Origin of the sequence: Nocardioides sp. Root1257, assembly GCF_001425175.1 — a bacterium.
Taxonomy (GTDB): domain Bacteria; phylum Actinomycetota; class Actinomycetes; order Propionibacteriales; family Nocardioidaceae; genus Nocardioides.
In genome coordinates this window covers 27,874-50,753 of record NZ_LMDV01000010.1, presented here as the reverse complement: position 1 = coordinate 50,753, position 22,880 = coordinate 27,874, and the positions used below count along the sequence as shown (strand labels likewise).

The following is a 22,880-nucleotide window of genomic DNA, read 5'->3' as shown; positions in this document are numbered from 1 at the left end:
CCTAGGTAGTACCTAGCAATGGCGATTTCCTCGATCCGCGGTAGCCAGGTCTGCTCAGTGGTGCAGCGTGCCCTGGATGGCGCCCGCGGGGTACGTCGGGTTGTGCACGTTGAAGTAGTACTGGCGCGGGTGCCGCAGGATCTGCCTGATCGTGCGTGCGGGCACGCCGGTGGCGCACCGCGGGCCGCCGGTGACCGAGCCGGCCAGGTCGACGACGATGCTGCCGTCCGACACCCGGTGGATGTGCGCGGCGTCGGGCCGCTGGATCCGTCGCCACTCGACCGTCGCGCAGACCCGGCCGCGCGCCTTGTCGAACGTGAAGTGGGCCTGGCCCGACCCGTCCGGGTCGCCACTGGGACGCAGGCGGGTCTCGAGGCGCACCACGGCGCGCTCGGCGGGAGCGGCGTGGGCCGCGGTGTCGACGAGGAAGCTCGACGTCAGGAGCGTGAGTCCGGCGCTGAGCGCCAGCAGGGCGGGCGTGCGGTTCGTCATGGGAGTGACACGACCGGGGACGCCGCGGGGTTCAGGTGTCGGCGGTCTGGGTCAGGATGGGGCCATGGGACCGCTGATCGGTGAGGACGGGGTCGCGCGCTGCCCGTGGGCGGGCGGTGCGGGGGTGATGCGCGACTACCACGACGAGGAGTGGGGTCGCCGCGTGGACGGCGAGGCGGCGTACCTCGAACGGCTGACCCTGGAGGCGTTCCAGTCCGGGCTGTCCTGGTCGACGATCCTCAACAAGCGGCCGGCGTTCCGCGAGGTCTTCCACGGCTTCGACGCGGAGGCGATCGCGGCCTTCGACGAGGCGGACGTCGAGCGGTTGATGCAGGAACCCCGGATCGTCCGCAACCGGATGAAGATCGAGGCTGCGGTCACCAACGCCCGCGCGAGCGTGGCGCTGCGCGACGCCGAAGGGCTGGAGGCGTTCGTGCTCGGGTTCGCCCCCGACGAGCCCCCCGCGTGGAAGGACACCGCGGAGATGGCGACCACGTCGGCCGAGTCGGTCGCGCTCTCGAAGGGCCTGAAGAAGCGCGGCTTCGCGTTCGTGGGACCCACGACGATGTACGCCCTGATGGAGGCGATCGGCATCTTCGACCCGCACCTCGTGGGCTGCTTCCGGCGCGGCCTCAGCTGACGAAGGCCAGGACCTCCGCCGCCACCGCCCCGGGTTGCTCCAGCTGGAGGAAGTGGCCGGCGCCGGCGATCTCCGTCGCGCCCGCGAGGCGCGCCAGCCCCGGCTCCATGCAGCGGTCGCCGTCGCCGTGCAGGACCAGGAGCGGGTGCACCGGCTCGGCGAGTGCCGGCGCGATCCCGCTGCCGAGCATCGCGCGGTAGTACGACACCACCGCCCGCGCGTGCGCGCGGTCCGGTACGGCGGCGCGCAGCAGGTCGAGGTCCTCGCGGGCGTCGTACGCCGGTGACCACGATCGCCACAACCGCGTCGTGAGCCGGTCGAAGGTCCGCTCGGACAGGCCGGGGACCTGGTTGGCCGCGATGTACCAGGAGTGGAAGGGCTGACGCACCATCGCTGCCAGCCACGGCCGCCACGTCGACCGCGAGGGGTTCATCGCCGTGAACGGCGGCACCGCGAGCGAGACGTGTCGGGCGTACGGCGAGGCCGGGTCGGCCGCGACCGCGTTGGTCGTGATCGCGCCCCAGTCGTGGCCGACCAGCACGCTGTCGGTGTCACCGCCGAGGGCGTCGTGGAGCGCCACCGCGTCGCCGACCAGCGCGCGCACCGAGTAGTCGCCGTCGGCGGGGATTCCCGACGGCGCGTAGCCGCGCAGGAACGGCGCGGCGACCCGGAGCCCGCCCTCGGCCAGTAGCGGCGCGACCCGGCGCCAGGTCGCGGCAGTGTCGGGGAACCCGTGCAGGGCCACCACGAGCCGACCGTCCGCCGGCCCCCACTCGAGGACGTGGACGGTGTGGCTGGGCAGCTGGACGTCGTACCGACGGGTGACCACGGAGACACACCCTAGAGTCAGCCTCATGTCCCCGCAGGCCGCGCCGGCCGCCGGCGTCCCGCGCACCCACCCGGCCCGATGGGTCCTGAGCCGGGTCGAGCGGTCGGCATGGTTCACGACCCGGGTCACCTGGGCGCTGCCGGACGGCGGGGCGGTGCGCTGGGCGTCCCGTCTCGCCCGCCGCCGCGGCCGGGTGGAGCTGCTCGACGCCGAGGGCTCGGCCGTCGGCTTCGTCGACGCCGCACCTCCGACCGCCCGTCGGCTCGGTCGGGCCAACCTGGTAGCCGCGACCGCGTTCACCCTCGGCGGCGCACTCTTCGCCGTCGGGGCGCTGATGGCGCAGCTCGACCTGGGTGACCTGCGGGACGTCGACCTCGTCTACCTCGTCGGCGGGGTGTTCTTCAGCCTGGGCGGCTACGTGTCGGTGCTCCAGGCGTCCAACACGCCCACGGACATCGACGACACCGGCGCCCTCGCGTCCGCGCGCTGGCGATGGGCCGCCTTCGAGCCCGCTCACATCGGGTGGCTCAGTGCCGCCGTGCTGTTCGTCGGGACGCTCTTCTTCGGCGTCAGCCTGGTGGCTGCCTTCGCCCAGGACCTCACGCCGCGGCAGACCAACGGCTGGATCTGGGTGCCCGACATGGTCGGCTGCGTCTGCTTCCTGGTCTCCGGGCACCTCGCGCTCGTCGAGGTCGGGCACGGTCGCATCTGGCGCGTCGTCAACGACCTCGGGTGGTGGATCGTCGGCATCAACCAGCTCGGCTCGATCCTCTTCCTCCTGGCCGGGATCGCCGCGTTCACCCGACCCGCCACCTCGACCGCCCTGGACGTCGGGCTGGTCAACTGGGGCACGTTCTGCGGCGCCGTGTGCTTCGCCGTCGGCGGGGTGCTGCAGCTGTTCGAGCGACCGCAGACCGCCGCGGGTGGGTCCCCGGGCTAGTCCAAAAGGGGTGACGACGCGGAGGTCCGCACGTGCTTGGCTCGGTGGCATGAACCGTGCATCGGACGACCGGGCAACCGCCCTCTTCGGCAACCGCTTCCTCACTGAGTCGGCGCCGTCCACGACCTTCCCCGAGAGCGGCATGGTGCCCGTCGAGGCCATGCGTCTGATCGGTGAGGACCTGGTGATGGAGGGCGACCCCCAGCGCAACCTCGCCACCTTCGTGACCACCTGGATGGAGCCGGAGGCGCAGCGGATCATCGCCGAGAACCTGCACCGCAACTTCATCGACCACGCCGAGTACCCGATCTCCGCCGAGATCGAGCAGCGCTGCGTGCGGATGCTCGCGGACCTCTTCCACGCACCCGGCGAGACGACCGGCTGCCGCACCCAGGGCTCGTCCGAGGCGATCATGCTCGGCGCCCTCTCCCTGAAGTGGAAGTGGAAGGAACGACGGGAGGCCGCCGGGCAGCCGGTCGACCGGCCCAACCTGGTCTTCGGCGGCGACGTGCACGTCGTCTGGGAGAAGTTCTGCCGCTACTTCGACGTCGAGCCGCGCATCGTGCCCTTGGCCGAGAACAAGTACACGATCGGTCCCGACGACGTCGTGGCCCACCTCGACGAGAACACCATCGGCGTCGTCGGGGTGCTCGGGACGACGTTCACCGGGCACATGGACGACATCCGCGGCATCAACGACCTCCTGGTCCGACTCAAGGCCGACCGTGGCCTCGACATCCCGGTGCACGTCGACGGCGCCAGCGGCGGCTTCGTGTGGCCCTTCCTCTACCCGGACTCCGCCTGGGACTTCCGGCTCGAGCAGGTCCGGTCGATCAACGTCTCCGGCCACAAGTACGGGCTCGTCTACCCCGGCATCGGGTGGCTCGTCTTCCGGGAGAGGAGCGACCTCGCCGAGGACCTGGTCTTCTACGAGAACTACCTCGGCAAGACCGACGCGACCTTCACGCTCAACTTCTCCACCGGGGCCGCGATGGTGCTCGCGCAGTACTACATGTTCGTCCGCCTCGGCCGCGAGGGCTACACCTACGTGATGCGGCAGATGCAGGAGAACGCGAAGGCGCTCGCCGACAACCTGCGCGCCGGCGGGCGCTTCGAGGTGATCGGCGACGACCAGGAGCAGCTCCCGCTCGTGGCCTTCCGGCTCAAGGCCGGCCACGACGTGTCGTACGACGAGTCGGACGTCGCCTGGCAGCTCTCGGCCGAGCGCGGCTGGATGGTGCCGGCGTACACGCTGCCGCCGGACGCCCAGGACGTGAAGATCCTGAGGGCGCTGGTCAAGGAGACGATGAGCCGGGCCCAGGTCGACCGCCTGTGCCAGGACATCGAGGACGCCTGCACGACCCTCGACCACAAGGGCGCGGCAGCCGCGGTGGAGCGTGAGCAGGTCAAGCAGGGCTCCGGCTACTGACCCGCGGCATCGCTCCGGCGGGCGATGAGGTAGCCCTGCGGCTGCACCTCGTCGGGGTCCGCCGGCCGTCCCGCCGAGAAGACGACCTCGAACCCGGCCTCGCGGAACCGCTGCTCGACCTCCGCGGGTGAGTGCCAGTAGACGTCGAAGCCGATGCCGAGGTCGAGCGACTGACCACCTCGACGGCGGGTGTCGTCACCGACCTTGTACGCCGTCGCGACGAACCCGCCCGGCTTCACCACCCGAGCGATCTCGGCGAAGGCGGCGGCCCGGTCGTCGGGATCGAGGTACATCAGGGAGTACCACGCGACGGCGCCGTCGAGCTCCGCGTCGCCGAACGGCAGCGCGCGCAGGTCGCCGACCTGGAAGTCGTGGCCGGGGTGGTCACGGCGCGCGACCCGGATCATCTCCGGTGACAGGTCGACGCCCCGGCTCGTGAGTCCCTGGGCCTCCAGGTACGGCGCCAGGCGGCCGGTCCCGCAGCCGAGGTCGCCCACGGGACGACCGGCGCCCGCGTCGCGCACGAGCTCGGAGAAGAGGCCGAGCACGGCGCGCTCGATCGGCATCTGGTCGAGCAACCCGGTCAGCCGCTCGACGTACACCTCGGCGAGCACGTCGTGGGCGTCGCGGAGCTCCTGCGTCTGTCGGTCCACGACCGAGACCCTAGGCGCGGCGCCGCGGCAGCAGGCCGAGCGACGCCGACACCAGGAGGGTGAGGCCGGAGACCACCGCGGTCCAGGCGGGGCCGTCGTCGAGGCCCGCCAGGGTCGCGGCGCCGCCGACCAGCGCCACGGCGACGAGCGCCACGGCGAGCGGGGTGAAGAAGGGCTGCCGGAAGGCTCGGGCGAACGGGACGAAGTGGAGCCCCAGCACCAGCACGACCCACACCGGGGTCAGGTCGTCGCGGCCGAGCGCGCGCAGCGCTGCCGCACCGAGCGGGATCGAGATCACCAGCGCCGTGACGGCGATGCCGTAGAGCCGCAGTCCAGCGCGCGAGGGCGGCGGCGGAGCGACCGGCGAGGAGCGGAGGTAGCGGGTCAGCGAGATGACGACCAGGGCCCCGAGCGCCAGGCCGAGAGCCCGCACGATCGCCTCGCCCGGCAGCCCGTCGGCGTTGACCTGCACGAAGACCTCGCCGCCGACCAGCCCGACCAGGCTCCCGAGAGCACGTCCGTCCAGACCCACGGGGCCACTCTTCCATCCGGGTCGGACGGTCAGCGCAGGGCGGCAGCCTCCGCGGCGAGCCGGGTGACCCGGTCCCAGTCGCCGGCGGCGAGCGCGTCCGGCGGGGTGATCCACGAGCCACCGACGCAGCCGACGTTGTCGAGCGCGAGGTACGACGGCGCCGAGCCCAGCGTGATCCCGCCGGTCGGGCAGAACCGGGCGGCCGGCACGGGGGCGCCGACGGCCTTGAGGAACGCCGTGCCTCCGGAGGCTGCCGCCGGGAAGAACTTCATCTCGGTGCAGCCCGCCTCCAGGGCGGCCAGCACCTCGGAGACGGTGGCGGTGCCGGGCAGGAACGGCAGCCCGGTGTCCTGCATCGCGTGCAGGAGAGACCGGGTGGTGCCGGGGGAGACCAGGAACTGGGCGCCGGCATCGAGGGCGTCCTGGGCGTTCGCCGGCGAGGTGACGGTGCCGGCGCCGATGAGGATCTCGGGCACCTCGGAGGCGATCGCGCGGATCGCGTCGAGGGCGACCGGCGTACGCAGGGTGAGCTCGATCGCCGGCAGGCCGCCCGCCACCAGGGCGCGAGCGACCGGCACGGCGTGGGCGAGGTCGTCGATGACGACGACCGGCATCACCGGGACGACGTCGAGGACGCTAGACGGACTGGGCAACGGGGACCTCCTGGCCGGGGGCGGTGACGCCCGGGAAGACGCTGGCGCCGGTGTCGGCCGAGCCGACCGTGGCGCGGAAGGCGGCGAACAGCTCGCGGCCGGTGCCCGCCCACTCGGGACCCTGGGGCGCCCGGCCGGTGATCGGGCGGCGGGCGAAGACCTCGTGGTCGACGTGCAGGCCGAGCAGCCCGCCGTCGGCGTCGACGGTGATCACGTCGCCGTCCTGGATCCGCGACAGCGGACCGCCGAGCGCGGCCTCGGGGGTGACGTGGATGGCGGCCGGGACCTTGCCGGACGCGCCGGACATCCGGCCGTCGGTGACGATCGCGACCTTCTGGCCGCGGTCCTGCAGCACGCCGAGTGCCGGGGTGAGCTTGTGCAGCTCCGGCATGCCGTTGGCGGCCGGGCCCTGGTAGCGGATCACGGCGACGAAGTCGCGGCCGTCGAGCTCGCCGTGGCCGAAGGCCTCGAGGAAGTCGTGCTGGTCGTCGAAGACCACCGCCGGCGCGCTGACGAAGCGGTGCTCCGGCTTGACGGCCGACGTCTTGACGACGGCCCGCCCGAGCGGCCCGGTCAGCATCCGGAGGCCGCCGTCGGGGGAGAACGGCGCGTCGGCGGGACGCAGCACCGCGTGGTCGAGGGACTCGGTCGGCCCGTCCTCCCAGGTCAGGTCGTCACCACGGAGGACCGGCTCCTGCGTGTAGCGCCAGAGCCCGTGGCCGGCGACGGTCAGCACGTCGTCGTGCAGCAGCCCGGCCTCCAGCAGCGTGCGCACCAGGTAGGCGATGCCGCCGGCGGCGTGGAAGTGGTTCACGTCGGCCTCGCCGTTGGGGTACATCCGGCTGAGCAGCGGTACGACGGCGGACAGGTCGGACAGGTCGTCCCAGGTCAGGGCCACGCCCGCGGCCCGCGCGATCGCGACCAGGTGCATCGTGTGGTTGGTCGACCCGCCGCTCGCGAGCAGCGCGACGCAGGCGTTGACGATCGCCTTCTCGTCGACGATGTGCCCGATCGGCGTGCTCTCGCCGTCACCGGCGCCCTGGGCCGTCAGCTCGGTGACCCGGTAGCCGGCCGCGCGGGTCAGCGCCTCGCGCAGCGGCGTCCCGGGGTTCACGAACGACGAGCCGGGCAGGTGCAGGCCGAGCACCTCCATCAGCAGCTGGTTGGAGTTCGCGGTGCCGTAGAACGTGCAGGTGCCGGCGGAGTGGTACGACGCCGCCTCGGCCTCGAGCAGCTCGTCGCGGCCGATCTTGCCCTCGGCGTACAGCTGACGGACCCGGGCCTTCTCGGAGTTGGGCAGGCCCGAGGTCATCGGACCGGCCGGGACGAACACCGTCGGCAGGTGGCCGAAGGACAGCGCGCCGATCAGCAGGCCGGGGGTGATCTTGTCGCAGACCCCCAGCATCAGGGCGCCGTCGAACATGTCGTGCGAGAGCGCGATCGCGGTGGCCATCGCGATGACGTCACGGCTGTAGAGGGAGAGCTGCATGCCGTCGCGGCCCTGGGTGATCCCGTCGCACATGGCGGGGACGCCGCCGGCGAACTGGGCGATGCCGCCGGCCCGGATGACGGCCTTCTTCAGCGCCTCGGGGTAGTCGCGGTAGGGCTGGTGCGCCGAGAGCATGTCGTTGTAGGAGGAGACGATCGCGACGTTCGGCTTGGTGCGGCCGCGCAGCGCCTTCTTCTCCGTCGGCTCCGAGGCGGCGAAGCCGTGGGCCAGGTTGGCGCAGGCGAGCCGGCCGCGGGCCGGGCCGACCTGGCCGGCCGCGTCGATCCGGCGCTGGTACTCGGCGCGGCTCTCCGCGCTGCGCTCGACGATCCGGGCCGTCACGGCCTCGAGGGTGGGATGCAGCTGCTGAGGGGGAGGGGTCACTGGTCGGGCTCCTGCCAGGTTCGGCCGTCCCGCTCGAGGAGCATCGCGGCGGCGGTCGGACCGGTCGTGCCGGCCGGGTACTTCCGCGGCCGCTCGGGCGTCGCCGCCCAGCGACGCAGGATCGGCTCGGTCCAGGTCCAGGCCGCCTCGACCTCGTCGCGGCGCATGAAGAGCGTGGGGTTGCCCTTGATGACGTCCATCAGCAGACGCTCGTAGGCGTCCGGCAGCCGCTCGTCGAACGCGGTCGCGTAGCTGAGGTCCAAGGAGACCGGCCGGAGGCGGTAGCCCCCGGGCCCGGGCTCCTTGGCGGTGAGGTGCAGGCGCATGCCCTCGTCGGGCTGGACCAGGATGTGCAGCCGGTTCGGCGCGGTGACGCCCTCGGCCCCGGGGAACATCGAGTGCGGCGGCTCCTTGAAGACCACCACGATCTCGGACGCCCGTCGATCCATCCTCTTGCCGGTGCGCAGGTAGAACGGCACCCCGGCCCATCGCCAGTTCTGCACCTCGGTCTTGAGGGCCACGAAGGTCTCGGTCCGAGACCCCCCGTGACCCAGGTCCTCGGCGTACGACGGCACGGCGGTGCCGTCGACGAGTCCTGCCTCGTAGCGACCACGGACGGTGTCCTGGTCGACGTCGGTCGGTCCCATCGGTCGCAGTGCCTGGAGCACCTTGACCTTCTCGTCGCGCACGGTCTCGCGGCCGACGTACGTCGGGGGCTCCATCGCCACCAGGCAGAGCAGCTGGAGCAGGTGGTTCTGCACCATGTCGCGCAGCGCGCCCGCGTGGTCGTAGTACTCGCCGCGGCCACCGACCCCGACGGTCTCGGAGACGGTGATCTCGACGTGGTCGACCCAGCGGGAGTTCCACAGCGGCTCGAGGAACGTGTTGGCGAAGCGCGTGACCAGGAGGTTCTGGACGCTCTCCTTGCCGAGGTAGTGGTCGATCCGGAAGATCTGGGACTCGGCGAAGACCCGGCCGACGGCGTCGTTGACCTCGCGGGCCGACTCCAGGTCGTGGCCGATCGGCTTCTCGAGGACGACGCGGGCGTGCTCGTCGACGACGCCGATCTCGTCGAGGCGCTGGCAGATCGAGCCGAACAGCTTCGGGGCGACGGCGAGGTAGAAGACGCGCACCGCGTCGTCGGGGCGGGGCCGGTCCTTGAGCAGCGCGTGGAAGCGGTCCCAGTCCTCGGGGACCTCGGCGTCGAGCATCAGGTGGAAGAGCCGCGCCAGGAAGCGGTCGACCGCACCGTCGTACAGGTCCGCGGCGTCGACGTGCAGGGAGAGGGCCTCGCGCACCTCCGCGCGCCAGCCGGCGTCGTCGAGGTCGGAGCGCGAGACGCCGAGGATCCGGTAGTCGGCGGGCAGCTGACCCTCGAGGTCGCGGTGGTAGAGGGCCGGCAGCAGCTTGCGCAGGGCCAGGTCTCCCGTGCCACCGAAGACGGTGAAGTCGCACGCGGCCGGCAGCACGTGCGGGCTGGGGTGAGGGTCCATGTCGTCCACGGTAGGAACTAGTTCGGCTCATTGCAAGCACAACTAAGGTTCTTTCACGATCAAAGTAGGGCGCGTTATGCTCACGCCCGTGACGCAGACCTCGACCCGCGCCGCTCAGCCGCGCACCGACGTGCGCGAGAGTGCCGCTCCGGCCACCGCCGGCGAGCTGCTCGACCTGGTGCGCAGCGGCCGCGCCAGCACCCGGTCGCAGCTGCGCGCCCTCACCGGGCTGTCCCGGACCGCCATCACCACCCGGGTCAGCTCGCTGACCTCGGCCGGGCTGCTGCTCCTCGGCGAGGAGCTCGCGTCGACCGGCGGGCGTCCACCCGGCGCCCTGGTCTTCAACCAGCACGCGGGCGTCGTGGTCGCGGTGGCGATCGGCCGCTCCCGCAGCCAGCTGGCCGTGATGGACCTCGACGGTGAGGAGATCGCATCCGACTCCCGCGACCACGAGGTCGGCGTCGGCCCCGACGAGCTGATGCCGGAGATCGCGACCCGGCTCGCCGGCCTGCTCGACGGGGTGGAGCCCCCCGTCCTCGGCATCGGGCTGAGCCTGCCCGGCACCCTGGACTCGGTCCGCGGCCTCAGCATCGGCTCGCCGGTGATGTCCGGCTGGGACGGCGTCGAGCTGGCGCCGTACCTCGACGGGGTCACCCGGGCACCGCTCTTCGTCGGCAACGACGCGGACGTGCTCGCGCGCTCCGAGCTCCTGGGTCGCTCCGCCGCCCTCGACGACGTGCTCGTGGTGAAGGCCTCCACCGGTCTGGGTCTCGGCATCATCGCCGACGGCCGGGTGCTCAGCGGCCACCTCGGCGCCGCGGGCGAGATCGGGCACACCAAGGTCGACGCCGCTGCCGGGCTCCCGTGCCGCTGCGGCGCGACCGGCTGCCTCGAGACCCTCGCCGGCGGCTGGGCCCTGGTCGCTCGCGCCCGCGAGTCCGGGCACGAGGTCGGCCACCTGCGCGACCTGGTCGCCCTCGCCCTGCAGGGTGACCCCACCGCCCGCGGGCTGCTGCGGGACAGCGGCCGCGAGCTCGGTGAGGTGCTGGCGATCGCGATCAACCTGCTCAACCCGGCCGCGATCGTGATCGGCGGCGACATGGCGTCGGCGTTCGACTTCCACGTCGCCGGGATCCGGGAGAGCGTCTACGCCCTGGCCGCGCCGCTGGCGACCCGCGACCTGCAGTTCCTGCCGGCGACGCACGGCGACCAGGCCGGCCTGGTGGGCTGCGCGGCGCTGGCGCTGGACCACGTGCTCGCGCCGGTGGCCGTCGACGCACGCCTGGCGGCCGCTGCGTCGTAGGTGGCGGCCTCGATAGGGTCGGCCGCGTGGACGCGAACACCTGGCTCTGGATCCTCGCCGGATTCCTCGCCTTGCTCTTCCTCGGGACCGGCGTTCTCAAGCTGACCCGCACGCGCGAGCAGATCGTCGCCGAGGGCCTCACCTGGGCCGAGGACTACTCGGAGTCTCAGCTGCGCGCCCTCGGCTGGGCCGAGGTCCTCGGGGCCGTCGGCCTCGTCGTGCCGCCCCTCGTCGGGCTCGGCATCGTCACCCCCGTCGCAGCGACCTGCCTGTCGGTGCTGACCGTCGGTGCCCTGGTTGTGCACGTGCGCCGGCGCGAGCTGCTCCCCGACGCGCTGCGCACCATCGCCCTGATCGTGATGTGCGTGGTGCTCGCCTACTGGCGCTTCGGTCCCGAGGCGTTCTGACCCAACCGCCGTCCCCGCGGCGCTAGCCTCGGCTCGTGAGCCGTGTCCACGCCTTCAGTGACGACGCCCTCGGTGACCTCGACGCGGTCGGGCTCGTCACCGCCATCCAGGAGGGCGAGGTCTCGATCCCCGAGGTCGTCGAGGCCGCGATCAGCCGCACCGAGCGGCTCCAGCCCGACCTGAACGCCGTCGCGCACGTCGCCTACGACCGTGCCCGCGCCGAGGCCCGGGACCCCCGCGGCGGCTTCTTCGCCGGGGTGCCGACGTTCCTCAAGGACAACGTCGACGTCGCCCGGATGCCCACCCAGCAGGGCTGCGACGCCTACCGCGGCCATCCGCTCGCGGTGGACGGCGACTTCGCCCGGATGTTCCTGGCCACCGGGCTGGTCCCGCTCGGCAAGACCCAGCTCTCGGAGTTCGGCTTCAGCCCGTCGGCCGAGCACCCGCGGCTCGGCCCGGTGCGCTCCCCGTGGGACACCGAGCGGACCGCGGGCGCCTCGTCGGCCGGTACGGCGGCGCTGGTCGCGGCGGGCGCCGTACCCCTCGCGCACGGCAACGACGGCGGTGGGTCGATCCGGATCCCGGCGGCGGTCAACGGCCTGGTCGGGCTCAAGCCGACCCGGGACCGGCTGGCCCAGGACAAGCTGAACCGGCAGATGCCGATCCGGATCGTCTCGGACGGCGTGCTGACCCGCTCGGTGCGGGACACGGCCGCGTTCCTCCGCGAGGCCGAGCGCGTCTACCGCGAGCTCCGGCTGCCTCCGATCGGCGACGTCACCCGACCGGGTCGCAAGCGGCTGCGGGTCGCCGTGCACACCGCCGGCATCGGCCGCGCCGCCGCCCCCGAGGTCGTCGAGCTCACCCTCAAGACCGCTCACCTGCTCGAGGAGCTCGGCCACGAGGTCGAGGAGGTCGCGCACCCCGCTCCGCTGACCGTGCCCGACGACTTCCTGCTCTACTGGGCGATGCTCGCGATGATGATCGTGCGCACCGGCCGTCGCGCCGCCGGCCCCACGTGGGACCGGTCGCGCCTCGACAACCTCACGCTCGGCCTCGACCGCCACTGCCGTCGCAACATCCACCGACTGCCCGGCGCGATCCGCCGACTGCGTCGCCTCCCGGCCGTGTCGGCGGACTTCCACCGCACCTACGACGTCGCACTGTCGCCGACCCTGGCCCACGAGACGCCACTGGTCGGACACCTCGACCCGACCGCGTCGTACGACGTCGTGATGGAGCGGATCCTGGACTGGGTCGCGTTCACGCCGTGGCAGAACGCCACCGGCGACCCGGCCGTCTCCCTGCCGCTGGCAACCACGGCCGCGGGGCTGCCCCAGGGGATGATGCTCACTGCCGGTGCAGGTGACGAGGCCACCCTCCTGGAGCTCGCCTACGAGCTCGAGGGGGCCGCGCCCTGGCCGTCCCTGCGCTGACTCACCGAGGCACCACCAGCAGCGCCTGGGCCGAGCGGGCGACCAGCCCGCTCTCGTCGTACGCCGCGGAGGTCGCGACGCCCACCGAGCCGTCGGACAGGGTCGTCTCGGCGTCCAGGCAGATCCACTCGCCGACCGGCTCCCGGAGCACGTGGACGGTCAGCTCGGTGTTGAGGAACCCCCACTCGCGTACGTCGAGCGCGGCGCTCGCCCCCGACGCCGAGTCGACGCACGCCAGCAGCCGCTGCACCGGTGAGATCGGCTCACCCTCGACCAGCGCGGGGCTGCGCATCCACACCGTGCCGGTGCCGGGGACGTCGAGGCCGCCACTGACCCATCGCCACTCGATCGCGTCCAGGTAGCCGCCGTGCCAGCCGTCCGGGCGGGCTTGCTCGGCGCCGTCGGCGGGGGAGTGCGGGAGCGGCTCCGGGTCCCCGCCCGGACCGTCGGCGCGCGGGAACATCCAGGCTCGGGCGGTGGCCGCGACCCGGTCCCGCGACACGTCACGGAGCTCCGCGCCGAGCAGCTGGACCGACCGGCCCGCGCGCAGGACGGACGCGCTCACGGCGACCGGACCCACCGGCACCGGACCCAGGAGCTCCATCGTGAAGCGGCCGATCCGGGCGTCCGACAGACCCTCGATCGCGCGGGCCAGGAGGGCCGCCGGCGGGCCGCCGTGCTGGCTGTCCGGCGACCACGGGCCGGCCGTCGCAGGGAGTGAATCGAAGGCCTCGGCGGCGTCGTCGGAGCCACTCCGCGAGGTGCTCGTCAGGCGGTAGAACGGGGTGTTCCGGGCCGATTTCTCGTTCACGCATCCCCCTGTGTATCGTTCTCCGTCGTTGCCCCTTTAGCTCAGTCGGCAGAGCGTCTCCATGGTAAGGAGAAGGTCTACGGTTCGATTCCGTAAAGGGGCTCTGGGTGCGGGAGCCCGCCGGTCGTAGACTGACTGGTGGGAGCCCCTGTCCCCCTGGCGGGGTAGCTCAGGTGGTTAGAGCACACGACTCATAATCGTGGTGTCGCGGGTTCGAGTCCCGCTCCCGCTACTCGAACCCCGTACGACCAGCATCACCCGAATCGACAAAGGACTTCCCGTGGCCAGCAAGAGCAGCGATGTTCGCCCCAAGATCACGCTCGCGTGCGTGGACTGCAAGGACCGCAACTACATCACCAAGAAGAACCGGCGGAACGACCCCGACCGGCTCGAGATGATGAAGTTCTGCCCGCGCGACCGCAAGCACACGATGCACCGCGAGACCCGCTGATCCCAGCTTCGTCGACGACCCGCCCGAGTTCTCGGGCGGGTCGTTCGCATTTCAGGGGCGGCGTCGTGCCGCTCTGAGACGTTGCCCTCTCAGCTCGTTGCGTCGAGCTCGATCGTTCGCCTGACGGTCCGCAGGGCGACCGGCAAGGTGCTGAGGTCGGTCGACCCGAGTGCCAGGCGGATGGCCTGCGGGGTGTGGCTGGTGGTGGCGAAGGGCTCGGCGGTGGAGACCGAGATCCGTTGCCCGGCGAGGTCGGCGGCGATGCGGTCGGCGCGGGCGTCCTCGGGGAGGGGGAGCCACACGAAGTAGGACGCCGGATGGCTGAGGTGGGGCAACGGGTGGAGCGCCCCGCGGGCGATGCTCTGACGCTCGGCCGCGTCCTGTCGCTTCTGCGCCTCGAGCTCGTCGACGGTGCCGTCGGCCAACCAGCGGCAGGCGATGGTGACGGTGAGGGCAGGGGTGTTCCAGGTGCTCGCGCGGATGGCACGTCCGAGCGCGGGCACCAGTGCGGCGGGTGCCGTCACGTAGCCGACCCTCAGTCCGGTCGCGATGCTCTTCGACAACCCCGAGACATGCACGGTGATGTCCGGCGCGAGCGCCGCCAGGGCAGGAGGCGGCGATGCCTCGAGGTACGCGTAGGACGCGTCCTCGATGAGCAGCTGTCCGTGGGTACGGGCGATGGAGACGAGTCGCTGACGGCTCGTCTCGTCGAGCACGGTGCCGAGCGGGTTGTGCAGGGTCGGCATCGTGTAGATCGCCCGCACCGGACGCTGTGCGCAGAGACGTTCGAGAGCATCGAGGTCGGTCCCGTGCTCGGTGATCGGCACCGCGGCGAGCTCGAGGTGCAGGGCGGCGGCGACGACCTTGAACCCGGGATAGGTGATCGCGTCGACGGCCACCACGTCTCCGGGGCCTAGGGTTGCCATCAACGTCACCATGAGGCCGTGCTGGGCTCCGCTGACGACCAGGACACGCTCTGCGCTGGTGGGGATGTCGCGGCGGGTCAGATGAGCGGCGATGGTCGCCCGGTCCTGCAGTCTCCCGGCGTGCGGCTGGTAGCGAAGCAGCGCATCCAGGTCGCCGGAGCCGGCGACGTCACGGAGCGCCTGACGCAGCAGGTCGGCCTGGCCAGGCAGCGACGGGTAGTTGAAGCTCAGGTCGACGGTGTCCCCGGCGACGGCCTGCTGGTCGATGCCGTGGCCGATCGGCAGCGCGAGGTCACGCACGAAGGTGCCGCGGCCCTGCTCCCGGCTGACCAGGCCGATGGCCTCGAGCTCGGCATAGACGCGGGTAGCCGTCACCACCGCGATGCCCTCGCGAGCAGCGAGCTCCCGGTGCGTGGGCAGACGCGCGCCCGCAGCAAGCCGTCCCGATCGGATGGCGGCGGCGTACGAGTCGACGAGTGACGTGTAGCGCGGTGCCGGCATCGAGCGATTGTATGCATGACAATTCTTGGACTGTCCTGCTTGATCGGTCCTACCGTTGCGGACCCACAGACCGAGAGGACCGACGTGCACATCGCCATCCTGACCTTCGAGGGCTACAACGAGCTGGACTCGCTCATCGCCCTCGGCGTCCTGAACCGCATCAAGGACGACGACTGGCGGGTCACCATCGCGACGCCAGCTCCCCGGGTGACGTCGATGAACGGAGTGGTCATCGAGCAGATGTCCACCCTCGACGAGGCCGTCGCCGCCGATGCCGTGATCGTCGGGAGCGGGATCGCAACGCGTGAGGTGGTCGAGGATCCGTCGATCATGCGCACGCTCGGGCGCCTGGACCCGTCCCGGCAGCTCATCGCTGCCCAGTGCTCAGGTGCGCTCGTCCTGGCCAGGCTGGGACTTCTGCGGGACATCCCCGCCTGCACGGACCTGACCACCAAGCCCTGGGTCGTCGCCGCAGGTGTCGACGTCCTCAACCAGCCGTTCTTCGCGAAGGACAACATCGCCACCGCCGGCGGCTGCCTCGCCTCCCACTACCTCGCGGCCTGGCTCATCACCCGCACCCGCGGCGCCGAAGCCGCCGGAGCCGCCCTGCACTACGTCGCACCCGTCGGCGAGAAGGAGGAGTACATCGAACGGGCATGGCGCAACATCACGCCCTACCTGCCGACGCGCGAGTCGGCCATGACATCGGCCTGACCGGAGCGCTCACGGGAGGCGGTCAGACCTCGCAACCGGGCCGCTGCCACCGGCGTACGTCGGCGACGTCGAGCCGCACCAGGGTCGGTACGACGGGGTGCCCGCCCGCCTCCTGGTAGCGCCGGCTCCCGGACTCGCTGACCACCCACATCCCGTCGCGGCCGGCCGGCGCCATCCCCTCGGCCCCCGGGACGAAGCCTCGTCGACCGGACGGCCCGACCAGGATCCCGCAGCGGGTGTTCGACCGGGCCCACCACAGGCCCGGCTCCCGGGCGCCGAGACGCCCCCAGAACACACCCTGCGTGTGCGACGGGCCGACCACGTGCTCCAGCACGTCGCCGTCGTCGATGACGGTGGCGCTCCCGGCGACGAGCGCGTCGGGGTCGAGCCAGTCCAGCCAGCCGCGGCGGGCGGAGCGGTAGGCGCCGACGCCCAGACGACCCGCGTCGTCGACGACCGCGAACGAGCCGCGGACGCCCGCCTGCAGCGACCAGGCGTGCTGCACCTCGAGGGTCTCCGGGTCGAGCAGCCAGAGCCGGGCGGCCTCGGCGAGCCAGAGGCCGTGCCCGTCGATCGTGATCCCGCCCGCGTGCCGGCAGGAGCGGGTGCCGTCGGGCAGCGCGACGTCCCGCAGCACCCGGCGGTCCTCCGTGCGGCCGGTCCGCAGGTCGGTCCGGACCACGGTGCACCACAGGTGTCCCTCCCGGCCGTCGCCGTCGAAGCCGCTGACCCAGGCCGTCCGCCCGCGCACCGCGACGCCCTGGGCGACGAAGCCGCTGCGCGCGAGCGCCAGCCACGTCGCGGCGCACGCGGCGTGGTCGTTGGGGAACCGGTCGGGCTCGCCCTCGACGTACGCCGGCGTCGGCCCGGAGACGCTCTCGGAGGTCAGTGGCCCGCAGCCGCTCGGGGTCCTCGGCGCTGATCGCGGCGGGTCGCCCGGGTCCGCCGCCGTGCAGCCGACCGCCAGCACGACGAGCGCGAGCACAACGCTAAGTTGGAGGCATGCCAGTCGACCAAGAGCTCGTCGGTCGGACCTTCCCACCCACGCGACCCTACGAGGTCACGGAGGAGAAGGTCCGCGACTTCACCGAGGCGACCGCCGGCGAGTACGCCGGGGGAGCCGCCCCGCCGACGTACCCGATCGTCGTGGCCTTCGACGCGATGAACGCCTTCCTGGAGGCCGTGTCGGTCGACCTCTTCCGGATCGTGCACGGTAACCAGAAGTTCGCCTACGAGCGCCCCGTGGTCCCCGGCGACGTGCTGACGGCGACGCTCACCGTCACGTCGCTGCGCCAGATCGCGGGCAACGACATCATCGGCACCACCAGCGCGATCAAGGACCAGACCGGTGCCCTGGTCTGCACGACCAGCGCCACCCTGGTCCACCGAGGTGCGGCATGAGCGCTCAACCGACCTTGGAGACGCAGACCTACACGATCACCCGCGCCGACCTGGTCCGGTACGCCGAGGCCGGCGGCGACCACAACCCGATCCACCAGGACGAGAGCGTGGCTGCCAGCGTCGGGCTGCCGGGCGTGATCGCCCACGGCATGTACACGATGGGGCTCGCCGCACGTGCCGTCACGACCTGGTACCCCGGCGCCGAGGTCGTCAGCCTCGGCTGCAAGTTCACCAACCCGGTCGTCGTGCCCGCCGACGGCGGCGTCGAGATCGAGGTCGCGGGGGAGGCGAAGGACGCCGACGGGCTGACCACGGTGTCGCTCACGGTCACCTGCGCCGGGCAGAAGGTGCTCGGCATGCCGAAGGCCGTCCTGCGCGCCTCCGGACGATGACGGAGCTGCGGGAGCGCACGACGCTCCGGCTCGGCGGCCCGGCCGAGCGCTGGGTCCGGGCCACCACCGAGGCCGAGCTGACCGACGCGCTCGTCGACGCCGACACCGCGGGCGAGCCGGTCCTGGTGCTCGGCGGCGGCAGCAACCTGGTGGTCGCCGACGGCGGCTTCCAGGGCACGGTCATCGAGGTCGCGACCACCGGCGCCGAGATCGAGGCCGACGACGAGCCCACCTGCGGCGGCGCCACGGTCACCGTCGCCGCCGGCGAGAGCTGGGACGACGTCGTCGCCCTGGCTTCCGAGCGCGGATGGGTGGGCATCGAGGCGCTCTCGGGGATCCCCGGGTCCGTGGGGGCGACGCCGGTGCAGAACGTCGGCGCCTACGGCCAGGAGGTCAGCCAGACGATTACGCGCGTGCGGGTCTGGGACCGGACCCTGCGCGGCGTGCGCACCTTCGCGAACGCCGACTGCCGCTTCGGCTACCGGACCTCACGCTTCAAGCAGGACCCGTCGCGCCACGTCGTGCTGTCCGTGTCCTTCCAGCTCCGCCAGGGCGACCTCGGCGCACCGGTGGCGTACGCCGAGCTCGCCCGCGCCCTGGGTGTCGAGCTGGGTGAGCGGGCACCGCTCGGCGACGTACGCGAGGCCGTCCTCGGCCTGCGCCGCGGCAAGGGGATGGTGCTCGACGCGGCCGACCACGACACCTGGAGCGCCGGGTCGTTCTTCACCAACCCGGTGGTCGACGCCGACGCCGTGCCCGAGGGCGCGCCGGCCTGGCCGCAGCCCGATGGCCGGGTCAAGACGAGTGCCGCCTGGCTGATCGACCACGCCGGGTTCGCGAAGGGCTACGGCACCGAGCGCGTCTCGCTCTCGACCAAGCACACGCTGGCGCTCACCAACCGGGGTGGCGCCAGGACCGACGACCTGCTCGCGCTGGCCCGGGAGGTCCGCGACGGCGTGGCGGAGCGGTTCGGGATCGTGCTGGTCAACGAGCCGGTCCTGGTCGGCTGCGAGCTGTAGCTCTCAGTAGCCGCTGTCGTACGTCGTGCTGCTGCTGGTTCCGACGGCGACCAGCGCCACGATCAGGATGACCACCGCGAGCGCGGCGAGGATCAGCAGGATCGTGCCGACGATCCCCATGATCCGGCCGCTGTTGGCCTCGTCGCGGCCGCCGACGGTGCCGGGCGGTGCTGCGTCGATCTCCTTGACGGCCCGGCTGCCGATCGCCCACGCGAACGGGGACAGCACCAGCGTCACGCCGCCGCACGACAGGATCCCGACCAGGCCGATGATGCCCAGGACCATGGCGGTCGTCGCCGAGGGGTGCTTGGGCGCCGGCGGCTGGTAGGCGTACGGCTGGCCGTACCCGTACGGCGGCGGCTGCTGGGGCGGCTGCTGCTGGTAGGGCTCCTGCGGTGCGCCGTACGGGTTCTCCGGTCCGGTCGTCATGGCGTCATCCTGTCAGGCTCGCGCTGGCGTCGTCGAAGGCGTTCGGGTCGTTGATCGCGACGATGATGATGACGACGAGGACCGCGATCGCGAGGACCAGCAGCACGGTCCCGATGATGCCGAGGATGAAGCCGGTGAGGGCCAGACCGTGGCCGCCGAGCTGGCCCTGGGAGCGCTTGATGCGGTTGAGCGACACCTTGCCGAGCACCAGCGCGACCGGCGACGCGAGCAGTCCGAGACCGTAGGCGCAGGACAGCACGAGGGCAGCGATGCCGGTGATCATCGAGCCGAGCGCGAGCCCGTCGGTCGGCGGCGCCTGCGTCGCGTAGGGGTACGCCGGCTGCCCGTAGCCCTGCTGCTGGTAGGGCGGCTGCGGCTGCTGCTGGTACGGCTGCTGCTGGTACGGGTTCCCGTACGGCGGCTGCTGCGGCTGCTGGTACGGCGAGGGCGCGCCGTACGGCGAGGGGGCGGGTGGTGGCGGGGGCGGGCTGTCGGACGGCGAGGGGGAGGGGTCCTGCTCGCCGTACGGGTTCTCCGGACCGGTCGTCATGCGCGACATCCTGTCAGGCAGGAGCCGCCAGCCACCGGTCGATGTCCGCGAGGATCGCCGCGCGCGTGTCGTCGGGCGCACGGGAGGCCCGCACCGACATCCGGGCCAGCTCGGCGAGCTGGGCGTCGTCGAGCTCGTGGGCGGCGCGCATGGTGGCGTACTGACCGGCCAGCTGGGAGCCGAACAGCAGCGGGTCGTCGGCGCCCAGGGCGACCGTCGCGCCGGCGGCGAGCAGGGTCGGCAGCGGCACCGAGGTGAGGTCGGAGTAGACGCCCAGCGCGACGTTGGAGACCGGGCAGACCTCCAGCGCGACGCCGGCCTCGACGATGCGGTCGAGCAGCGCGGGGTCCTCGGCAGCGCGCACGCCGTGGCCGAGCCGGTCCGCGCCGAGCGCGTCCAGGCAGAGGCGGATGTGCTCGGGTCCGCGCAGCTCGCCGCCGTGCGGCGCCAGCAGCAGACCGGCGCGATCGGCGATCCGGAACGCCGACGCGAAGTCGGCGGTGCTGCCGCGACGCTCGTCGTTGGAGAGGCCGAAGCCGACGACCCCCCGTCCGGCGTACTGCCCCGCGAGGCGGGCGAGGGTGCGCGCGTCGAGCGGGTGCCGGGTGCGGTTGGCGGCGATCACGACGGCCATCCCGAGCCCGGTCGTGCTCGACGCGTCCCGCACCGCGTCGAGCACCAGGTCGGTGAACTCGGTGATGCCGCCGAAGCGGGCGCCGTACCCGCTGGGGTCGACCTGGATCTCCAGCCAGCGCCCGCCGTCGCGGACGTCGTCCTCGGCGGCCTCGCGCACCAGCCGACGTACGTCGTCCTCGGTGCGCAGCACCGACCGGGCCACGTCGTAGAGGCGCTGGAAGCGGAACCAGCCCTTCTCGTCCGCGGCTGACAGGGTCGGCGGCCACTCCTCGACCAGCTGGTCGGGCAGCGCGATGCCGTCGCGGGTCGCCAGCTCGAGCAGGGTCGAGTGCCGCATCGACCCCGTGAAGTGCAGGTGCAGGTGCGCCTTCGGGAGCGTGAGGAGATCGCGCATGGTGGCGGTGGTCAGCCGCCCAGCTTCTCGGCCGCCGCGAGCAGCACGCAGGTGGCCACGGCCTCCATCGCTCCGGTCACCTCGCCCAGGGTCGGGTACGTCGGGGCGAGGCGGATGTTGGTGTCGCCCGGGTCGCGGCGGTAGGGGTACGCCGAGCCGGCCGGCGTGAGGGCGACCCCGGCCGCCTTGGCCAGCTCGATGACCCGGGTCGCCGTGCCGGGCAGCACGTCGAGGCTGACGAAGTAGCCGCCGCGCGGCTGGCCCCACGTCGCGATCCCGAGCCCGCCGAGCCGCTCGGAGAGGATCCGCTCCACCTCGGCGAACTTCGGGGCGAGCAGCGCGCGGTGCTTGGCCATGTGGTCGCGGACGCCCTGGACCGAGCCGAAGAGCTCGAGGTGCCGCAGGTGGTTGACCTTGTCGGGGCCGATCGAGCCGAGGCCGAGGTGGGCGTGGTACCAGGTCATGGTCTCCCGGGAGCCGCCCACGAACGCCACGCCGGCGCCGGCCCAGGTGATCTTGGAGGTCGAGGCGAAGAGGACGGGACGGTGCGGGTGGCCGGCGACCGCCGCGAGCGACAGGATGTCGGCGCTCTTCGTCTCCTCGGGCGTCAGGTGGTGCAGCGCGTAGGCGTTGTCCCAGAAGATCTTGAAGTCCGGCGCCGCGGTCGGCATCGACGCCAGGCGCTCGGCGACCTCCTGCGTCGTGACCTGCCCGGTCGGGTTCGCGTAGGTCGGGACCAGCCACATCCCCTTGATCGAGGGGTCGTCGGCCACCAGGGCCGCGACCGCGTCGACGTCCGGGCCGTCGTCGGTCATCGGCACCGGGATCATCTCGATGCCGAACCACTCCAGCAGCGTGAAGTGCCGGTCGTAGCCGGGCACCGGGCAGATGAAGCGGACCTTCTCCTCGGCGGCCCACGGCCGCTCGGAGTCGACGCCGCCCTTCAGCCACAGGTAGGAGAGGACGTCCTTCATCAGCGTCAGGCTCGACGTGCCCTGCGCGGAGAGCTGGTCGAGCTCGATGCCGAGCAGCTCGGCGAACATCGCCCGGAGCTCGGTGACGCCGGCGAGGCCGCCGTAGTTGCGGGCGTCGACGCCGTCCGGCGTCGTGGTCGTCGTGGGCAGCGTCAGCAGGGCGTCGGAGAGGTCGAGCTGCTCGGCCGAGGGCTTGCCGCGGGTGAGGTCCAGGCTGAGGCCGGCGGCGACGAGCTCGTCGTACGCCGTCTGCTGGGTCTGGCGGAACGCGGCCAGCTCGGCGGGGGACAGGTCGGCCAGTCGCTGGTTGGGGGGCTGCTGCTCGCTCACCCTCCCATCGTGTCAGAGCCGGCCCGCGCGCGACCGCGCCGGTCCGCGGACAGACCTGATTGGTGCTCTCGACCACGGGGACCGTAGACTCCGGGTTTGGTGGATCAGCCAGATGCTCGGCCGCGCCCGGAAACGGTTTCGGCGGTGCAGGGTCCACCGGAGGGCACTAGCTCAACTGGCAGAGCATCGGTCTCCAAAACCGAAGGTTGGGGGTTCAAGTCCCTCGTGCCCTGCAAGGTCAGTCAGGTACGAATCGAGAGGGTGTGACCGGAGTGCCGGACAGCAAGGCGGTCCACGGTGAGCGGGGCGGCAGCGCCCACAAGCGCACCAGCCTCCCCACGTTCTACCGCCAGGTGGTGGCCGAGCTCCGCAAGGTCGTCTACCCGACGCAGGAACAGCTGATCACCTACTTCATCGTGGTGATGGTGTTCGTGATCTTCATGATGACGCTCGTCTCGCTGCTCGACCTGGGCTTCGGCAAGCTCGCCTTCGAGGTCTTCTCGGGCGGCTCGTCATCCTGACCGACCGGCGGATCGACCACAGCAGCACCCAACGTGATGGAGCAGGACGTGTCTGAGCAGGAGCCCACCCTCGAGGACCAGTACGGCGAGCCGAACGACGGCCCCGAGATCGAGGAAGACCCGCGCCTGGACGCCGAGGTCACCGACGAGGACA

General features: G+C 72.3%; 26 protein-coding genes and 3 tRNA genes. 15 read left to right on the top strand and 14 right to left on the bottom strand.

Annotation, left to right across the window (positions count from 1 at the left end; translation table 11 throughout):
- Positions 1–54: 54 nt before the first annotated feature.
- On the bottom strand, positions 55–492 hold the full coding sequence (locus ASC77_RS19160; protein WP_056156730.1) for a CHRD domain-containing protein: 438 nt from the start codon (positions 490–492) through the stop codon (positions 55–57).
- Positions 493–556: 64 nt separating this feature from the next.
- Between ASC77_RS19160 and ASC77_RS19155 the strand changes: the two genes are divergently transcribed.
- Positions 557–1,132 (top strand): DNA-3-methyladenine glycosylase I, encoded by a 576-nt coding sequence (locus ASC77_RS19155; protein WP_056156728.1) that lies wholly within the window; start codon positions 557–559, stop codon positions 1,130–1,132.
- Here ASC77_RS19155 and ASC77_RS19150 read toward each other — a convergent pair.
- Positions 1,125–1,961, bottom strand: coding sequence for an alpha/beta fold hydrolase (locus tag ASC77_RS19150; protein WP_200945058.1), 837 nt, complete (start codon positions 1,959–1,961; stop codon positions 1,125–1,127). The genes ASC77_RS19155 and ASC77_RS19150 overlap by 8 nt on opposite strands.
- A gap of 25 nt (positions 1,962–1,986) precedes the next feature.
- On the opposite strand from ASC77_RS19150, the gene ASC77_RS19145 reads away from it, so the two are divergent.
- Together ASC77_RS19145 and ASC77_RS19140 are read left to right on the top strand one after the other, a co-directional pair.
- On the top strand, positions 1,987–2,901 hold the full coding sequence (locus tag ASC77_RS19145) for a hypothetical protein (RefSeq protein ID WP_200945057.1): 915 nt from the start codon (positions 1,987–1,989) through the stop codon (positions 2,899–2,901).
- A 49-nt stretch (positions 2,902–2,950) separates the two neighbouring features.
- Complete coding sequence (locus tag ASC77_RS19140) at positions 2,951–4,330, top strand: glutamate decarboxylase (RefSeq protein ID WP_056156723.1); 1,380 nt, start codon at positions 2,951–2,953, stop codon at positions 4,328–4,330.
- Here the strand turns inward: ASC77_RS19140 and ASC77_RS19135 are convergent.
- From ASC77_RS19135 to zwf, 5 genes are read right to left on the bottom strand one after another with little or no spacing between them, the layout of a single operon-like run.
- Positions 4,324–4,983: a class I SAM-dependent DNA methyltransferase gene (locus ASC77_RS19135; RefSeq protein WP_056156721.1), complete on the bottom strand. Its 660-nt coding sequence runs from the start codon at positions 4,981–4,983 to the stop codon at positions 4,324–4,326. The genes ASC77_RS19140 and ASC77_RS19135 overlap by 7 nt on opposite strands.
- Positions 4,984–4,993: 10 nt before the next feature.
- Positions 4,994–5,515 carry a hypothetical protein gene (locus ASC77_RS19130; protein ID WP_056156720.1) on the bottom strand — a complete coding sequence of 174 codons (522 nt, stop codon included), beginning with the start codon at positions 5,513–5,515 and terminating at the stop codon, positions 4,994–4,996.
- Between the two features lie 29 nt (positions 5,516–5,544).
- Positions 5,545–6,168: a bifunctional 4-hydroxy-2-oxoglutarate aldolase/2-dehydro-3-deoxy-phosphogluconate aldolase gene (gene eda / locus ASC77_RS19125; protein WP_200945056.1), complete on the bottom strand. Its 624-nt coding sequence runs from the start codon at positions 6,166–6,168 to the stop codon at positions 5,545–5,547.
- Positions 6,152–8,020, bottom strand: a complete 1,869-nt coding sequence (gene edd, locus ASC77_RS19120) for a phosphogluconate dehydratase (RefSeq protein ID WP_056157213.1) — start codon at positions 8,018–8,020, stop codon at positions 6,152–6,154. Before edd ends, eda begins: the two co-directional genes overlap by 17 nt.
- A gap of 17 nt (positions 8,021–8,037) precedes the next feature.
- The gene (gene zwf, locus ASC77_RS19115; RefSeq protein ID WP_056157212.1) at positions 8,038–9,534 is read right to left on the bottom strand and encodes a glucose-6-phosphate dehydrogenase; all 1,497 of its coding nucleotides are present in this window, start codon (positions 9,532–9,534) and stop codon (positions 8,038–8,040) included.
- Positions 9,535–9,622: 88 nt separating this feature from the next.
- Here zwf and ASC77_RS19110 point away from each other — a divergent pair, with 88 nt between their 5' ends.
- From ASC77_RS19110 to ASC77_RS19100, 3 genes are read left to right on the top strand one after another with little or no spacing between them, the layout of a single operon-like run.
- Positions 9,623–10,837 carry an ROK family protein gene (locus tag ASC77_RS19110; protein ID WP_235547810.1) on the top strand — a complete coding sequence of 405 codons (1,215 nt, stop codon included), beginning with the start codon at positions 9,623–9,625 and terminating at the stop codon, positions 10,835–10,837.
- Between the two features lie 26 nt (positions 10,838–10,863).
- Complete coding sequence (locus ASC77_RS19105; protein ID WP_056156716.1) at positions 10,864–11,244, top strand: DoxX family protein; 381 nt, start codon at positions 10,864–10,866, stop codon at positions 11,242–11,244.
- Positions 11,245–11,279: 35 nt separating this feature from the next.
- Positions 11,280–12,677: an amidase gene (locus ASC77_RS19100; protein ID WP_056156714.1), complete on the top strand. Its 1,398-nt coding sequence runs from the start codon at positions 11,280–11,282 to the stop codon at positions 12,675–12,677.
- Position 12,678: 1 nt separating this feature from the next.
- Here the strand turns inward: ASC77_RS19100 and ASC77_RS19095 are convergent, their stop codons facing one another.
- Positions 12,679–13,488: a thioesterase family protein gene (locus tag ASC77_RS19095; protein WP_200945055.1), complete on the bottom strand. Its 810-nt coding sequence runs from the start codon at positions 13,486–13,488 to the stop codon at positions 12,679–12,681.
- A gap of 30 nt (positions 13,489–13,518) precedes the next feature.
- Between ASC77_RS19095 and ASC77_RS19090 the strand changes: the two genes are divergently transcribed.
- The 3 genes from ASC77_RS19090 to rpmG all read left to right on the top strand — a co-directional run bounded on the left by ASC77_RS19090 (position 13,519) and on the right by rpmG (position 13,939).
- Positions 13,519–13,591, top strand: a tRNA-Thr gene (locus ASC77_RS19090).
- Between the two features lie 55 nt (positions 13,592–13,646).
- Positions 13,647–13,720 (top strand) — tRNA-Met (locus ASC77_RS19085).
- A 48-nt stretch (positions 13,721–13,768) separates the two neighbouring features.
- Entirely contained in the window at positions 13,769–13,939 is a 171-nt protein-coding gene (gene rpmG, locus ASC77_RS19080; protein WP_056156712.1) for a 50S ribosomal protein L33, read from the top strand.
- An 89-nt stretch (positions 13,940–14,028) separates the two neighbouring features.
- On the opposite strand, the gene ASC77_RS19075 is transcribed toward rpmG, so the two are convergent.
- Positions 14,029–15,366, bottom strand: a complete 1,338-nt coding sequence (locus ASC77_RS19075; protein ID WP_056156710.1) for a PLP-dependent aminotransferase family protein — start codon at positions 15,364–15,366, stop codon at positions 14,029–14,031.
- 84 nt (positions 15,367–15,450) lie between these two features.
- Between ASC77_RS19075 and ASC77_RS19070 the strand changes: the two genes are divergently transcribed.
- The gene (locus ASC77_RS19070) at positions 15,451–16,080 is read left to right on the top strand and encodes a DJ-1/PfpI family protein (RefSeq protein ID WP_056156708.1); all 630 of its coding nucleotides are present in this window, start codon (positions 15,451–15,453) and stop codon (positions 16,078–16,080) included.
- A gap of 22 nt (positions 16,081–16,102) precedes the next feature.
- On the opposite strand, the gene ASC77_RS19065 is transcribed toward ASC77_RS19070, so the two are convergent.
- Positions 16,103–17,065 (bottom strand): hypothetical protein, encoded by a 963-nt coding sequence (locus tag ASC77_RS19065; RefSeq protein ID WP_056156705.1) that lies wholly within the window; start codon positions 17,063–17,065, stop codon positions 16,103–16,105.
- A 17-nt stretch (positions 17,066–17,082) separates the two neighbouring features.
- Here ASC77_RS19065 and ASC77_RS19060 point away from each other — a divergent pair, with 17 nt between their 5' ends.
- The 3 genes from ASC77_RS19060 to ASC77_RS19050 are packed head-to-tail and all read left to right on the top strand — an operon-like array spanning position 17,083 to position 18,892.
- Positions 17,083–17,481 (top strand): FAS1-like dehydratase domain-containing protein, encoded by a 399-nt coding sequence (locus ASC77_RS19060; protein WP_056156703.1) that lies wholly within the window; start codon positions 17,083–17,085, stop codon positions 17,479–17,481.
- The gene (locus tag ASC77_RS19055) at positions 17,478–17,873 is read left to right on the top strand and encodes a MaoC/PaaZ C-terminal domain-containing protein (protein ID WP_056156701.1); all 396 of its coding nucleotides are present in this window, start codon (positions 17,478–17,480) and stop codon (positions 17,871–17,873) included. Before ASC77_RS19060 ends, ASC77_RS19055 begins: the two co-directional genes overlap by 4 nt.
- Positions 17,870–18,892 (top strand): UDP-N-acetylmuramate dehydrogenase, encoded by a 1,023-nt coding sequence (locus tag ASC77_RS19050; protein WP_056156699.1) that lies wholly within the window; start codon positions 17,870–17,872, stop codon positions 18,890–18,892. The genes ASC77_RS19055 and ASC77_RS19050 overlap by 4 nt, the downstream gene beginning before the upstream one ends.
- 3 nt (positions 18,893–18,895) lie before the next feature.
- Here ASC77_RS19050 and ASC77_RS19045 read toward each other — a convergent pair whose 3' ends face one another.
- Genes ASC77_RS19045 through ASC77_RS19030 form a run of 4 tightly spaced genes read right to left on the bottom strand, consistent with a single transcriptional unit; the run spans position 18,896 to position 22,205 of the window.
- Positions 18,896–19,321, bottom strand: coding sequence for a hypothetical protein (locus ASC77_RS19045; protein WP_056156697.1), 426 nt, complete (start codon positions 19,319–19,321; stop codon positions 18,896–18,898).
- A gap of 4 nt (positions 19,322–19,325) precedes the next feature.
- Positions 19,326–19,871 (bottom strand): DUF4190 domain-containing protein, encoded by a 546-nt coding sequence (locus tag ASC77_RS19040; RefSeq protein ID WP_056156695.1) that lies wholly within the window; start codon positions 19,869–19,871, stop codon positions 19,326–19,328.
- A 13-nt stretch (positions 19,872–19,884) separates the two neighbouring features.
- Positions 19,885–20,901: an adenosine deaminase gene (locus ASC77_RS19035; protein WP_056156693.1), complete on the bottom strand. Its 1,017-nt coding sequence runs from the start codon at positions 20,899–20,901 to the stop codon at positions 19,885–19,887.
- 11 nt (positions 20,902–20,912) lie between these two features.
- Entirely contained in the window at positions 20,913–22,205 is a 1,293-nt protein-coding gene (locus ASC77_RS19030; protein WP_056156691.1) for an aminotransferase class I/II-fold pyridoxal phosphate-dependent enzyme, read from the bottom strand.
- Between the two features lie 160 nt (positions 22,206–22,365).
- Between ASC77_RS19030 and ASC77_RS19025 the strand changes: the two genes are divergently transcribed.
- Both ASC77_RS19025 and secE read left to right on the top strand, forming a co-directional pair.
- Positions 22,366–22,438, top strand: a tRNA-Trp gene (locus ASC77_RS19025).
- 39 nt (positions 22,439–22,477) lie between these two features.
- Entirely contained in the window at positions 22,478–22,726 is a 249-nt protein-coding gene (gene secE / locus ASC77_RS19020) for a preprotein translocase subunit SecE (RefSeq protein WP_056157209.1), read from the top strand.
- Positions 22,727–22,880 lie beyond the last annotated feature (154 nt).

Excerpts from the sequence above, each read along its gene's own strand:
- ASC77_RS19160 (WP_056156730.1), bottom strand. The coding sequence starts at position 492 with ATGACGAACCGCACGCCCGCCCTGCTGGCGCTCAGCGCCGGACTCACG.
- ASC77_RS19155 (WP_056156728.1), top strand. The coding sequence starts at position 557 with ATGGGACCGCTGATCGGTGAGGACGGGGTCGCGCGCTGCCCGTGGGCG.
- ASC77_RS19145 (WP_200945057.1), top strand. The coding sequence starts at position 1,987 with ATGTCCCCGCAGGCCGCGCCGGCCGCCGGCGTCCCGCGCACCCACCCG.
- ASC77_RS19140 (WP_056156723.1), top strand. The coding sequence starts at position 2,951 with ATGAACCGTGCATCGGACGACCGGGCAACCGCCCTCTTCGGCAACCGC.
- zwf (WP_056157212.1), bottom strand. The coding sequence starts at position 9,534 with ATGGACCCTCACCCCAGCCCGCACGTGCTGCCGGCCGCGTGCGACTTC.
- ASC77_RS19075 (WP_056156710.1), bottom strand. The coding sequence starts at position 15,366 with ATGCCGGCACCGCGCTACACGTCACTCGTCGACTCGTACGCCGCCGCC.
- ASC77_RS19060 (WP_056156703.1), top strand. The coding sequence starts at position 17,083 with ATGCCAGTCGACCAAGAGCTCGTCGGTCGGACCTTCCCACCCACGCGA.
- ASC77_RS19055 (WP_056156701.1), top strand. The coding sequence starts at position 17,478 with ATGAGCGCTCAACCGACCTTGGAGACGCAGACCTACACGATCACCCGC.
- ASC77_RS19050 (WP_056156699.1), top strand. The coding sequence starts at position 17,870 with ATGACGGAGCTGCGGGAGCGCACGACGCTCCGGCTCGGCGGCCCGGCC.
- ASC77_RS19045 (WP_056156697.1), bottom strand. The coding sequence starts at position 19,321 with ATGACGACCGGACCGGAGAACCCGTACGGCGCACCGCAGGAGCCCTAC.
- ASC77_RS19040 (WP_056156695.1), bottom strand. The coding sequence starts at position 19,871 with ATGACGACCGGTCCGGAGAACCCGTACGGCGAGCAGGACCCCTCCCCC.
- ASC77_RS19035 (WP_056156693.1), bottom strand. The coding sequence starts at position 20,901 with ATGCGCGATCTCCTCACGCTCCCGAAGGCGCACCTGCACCTGCACTTC.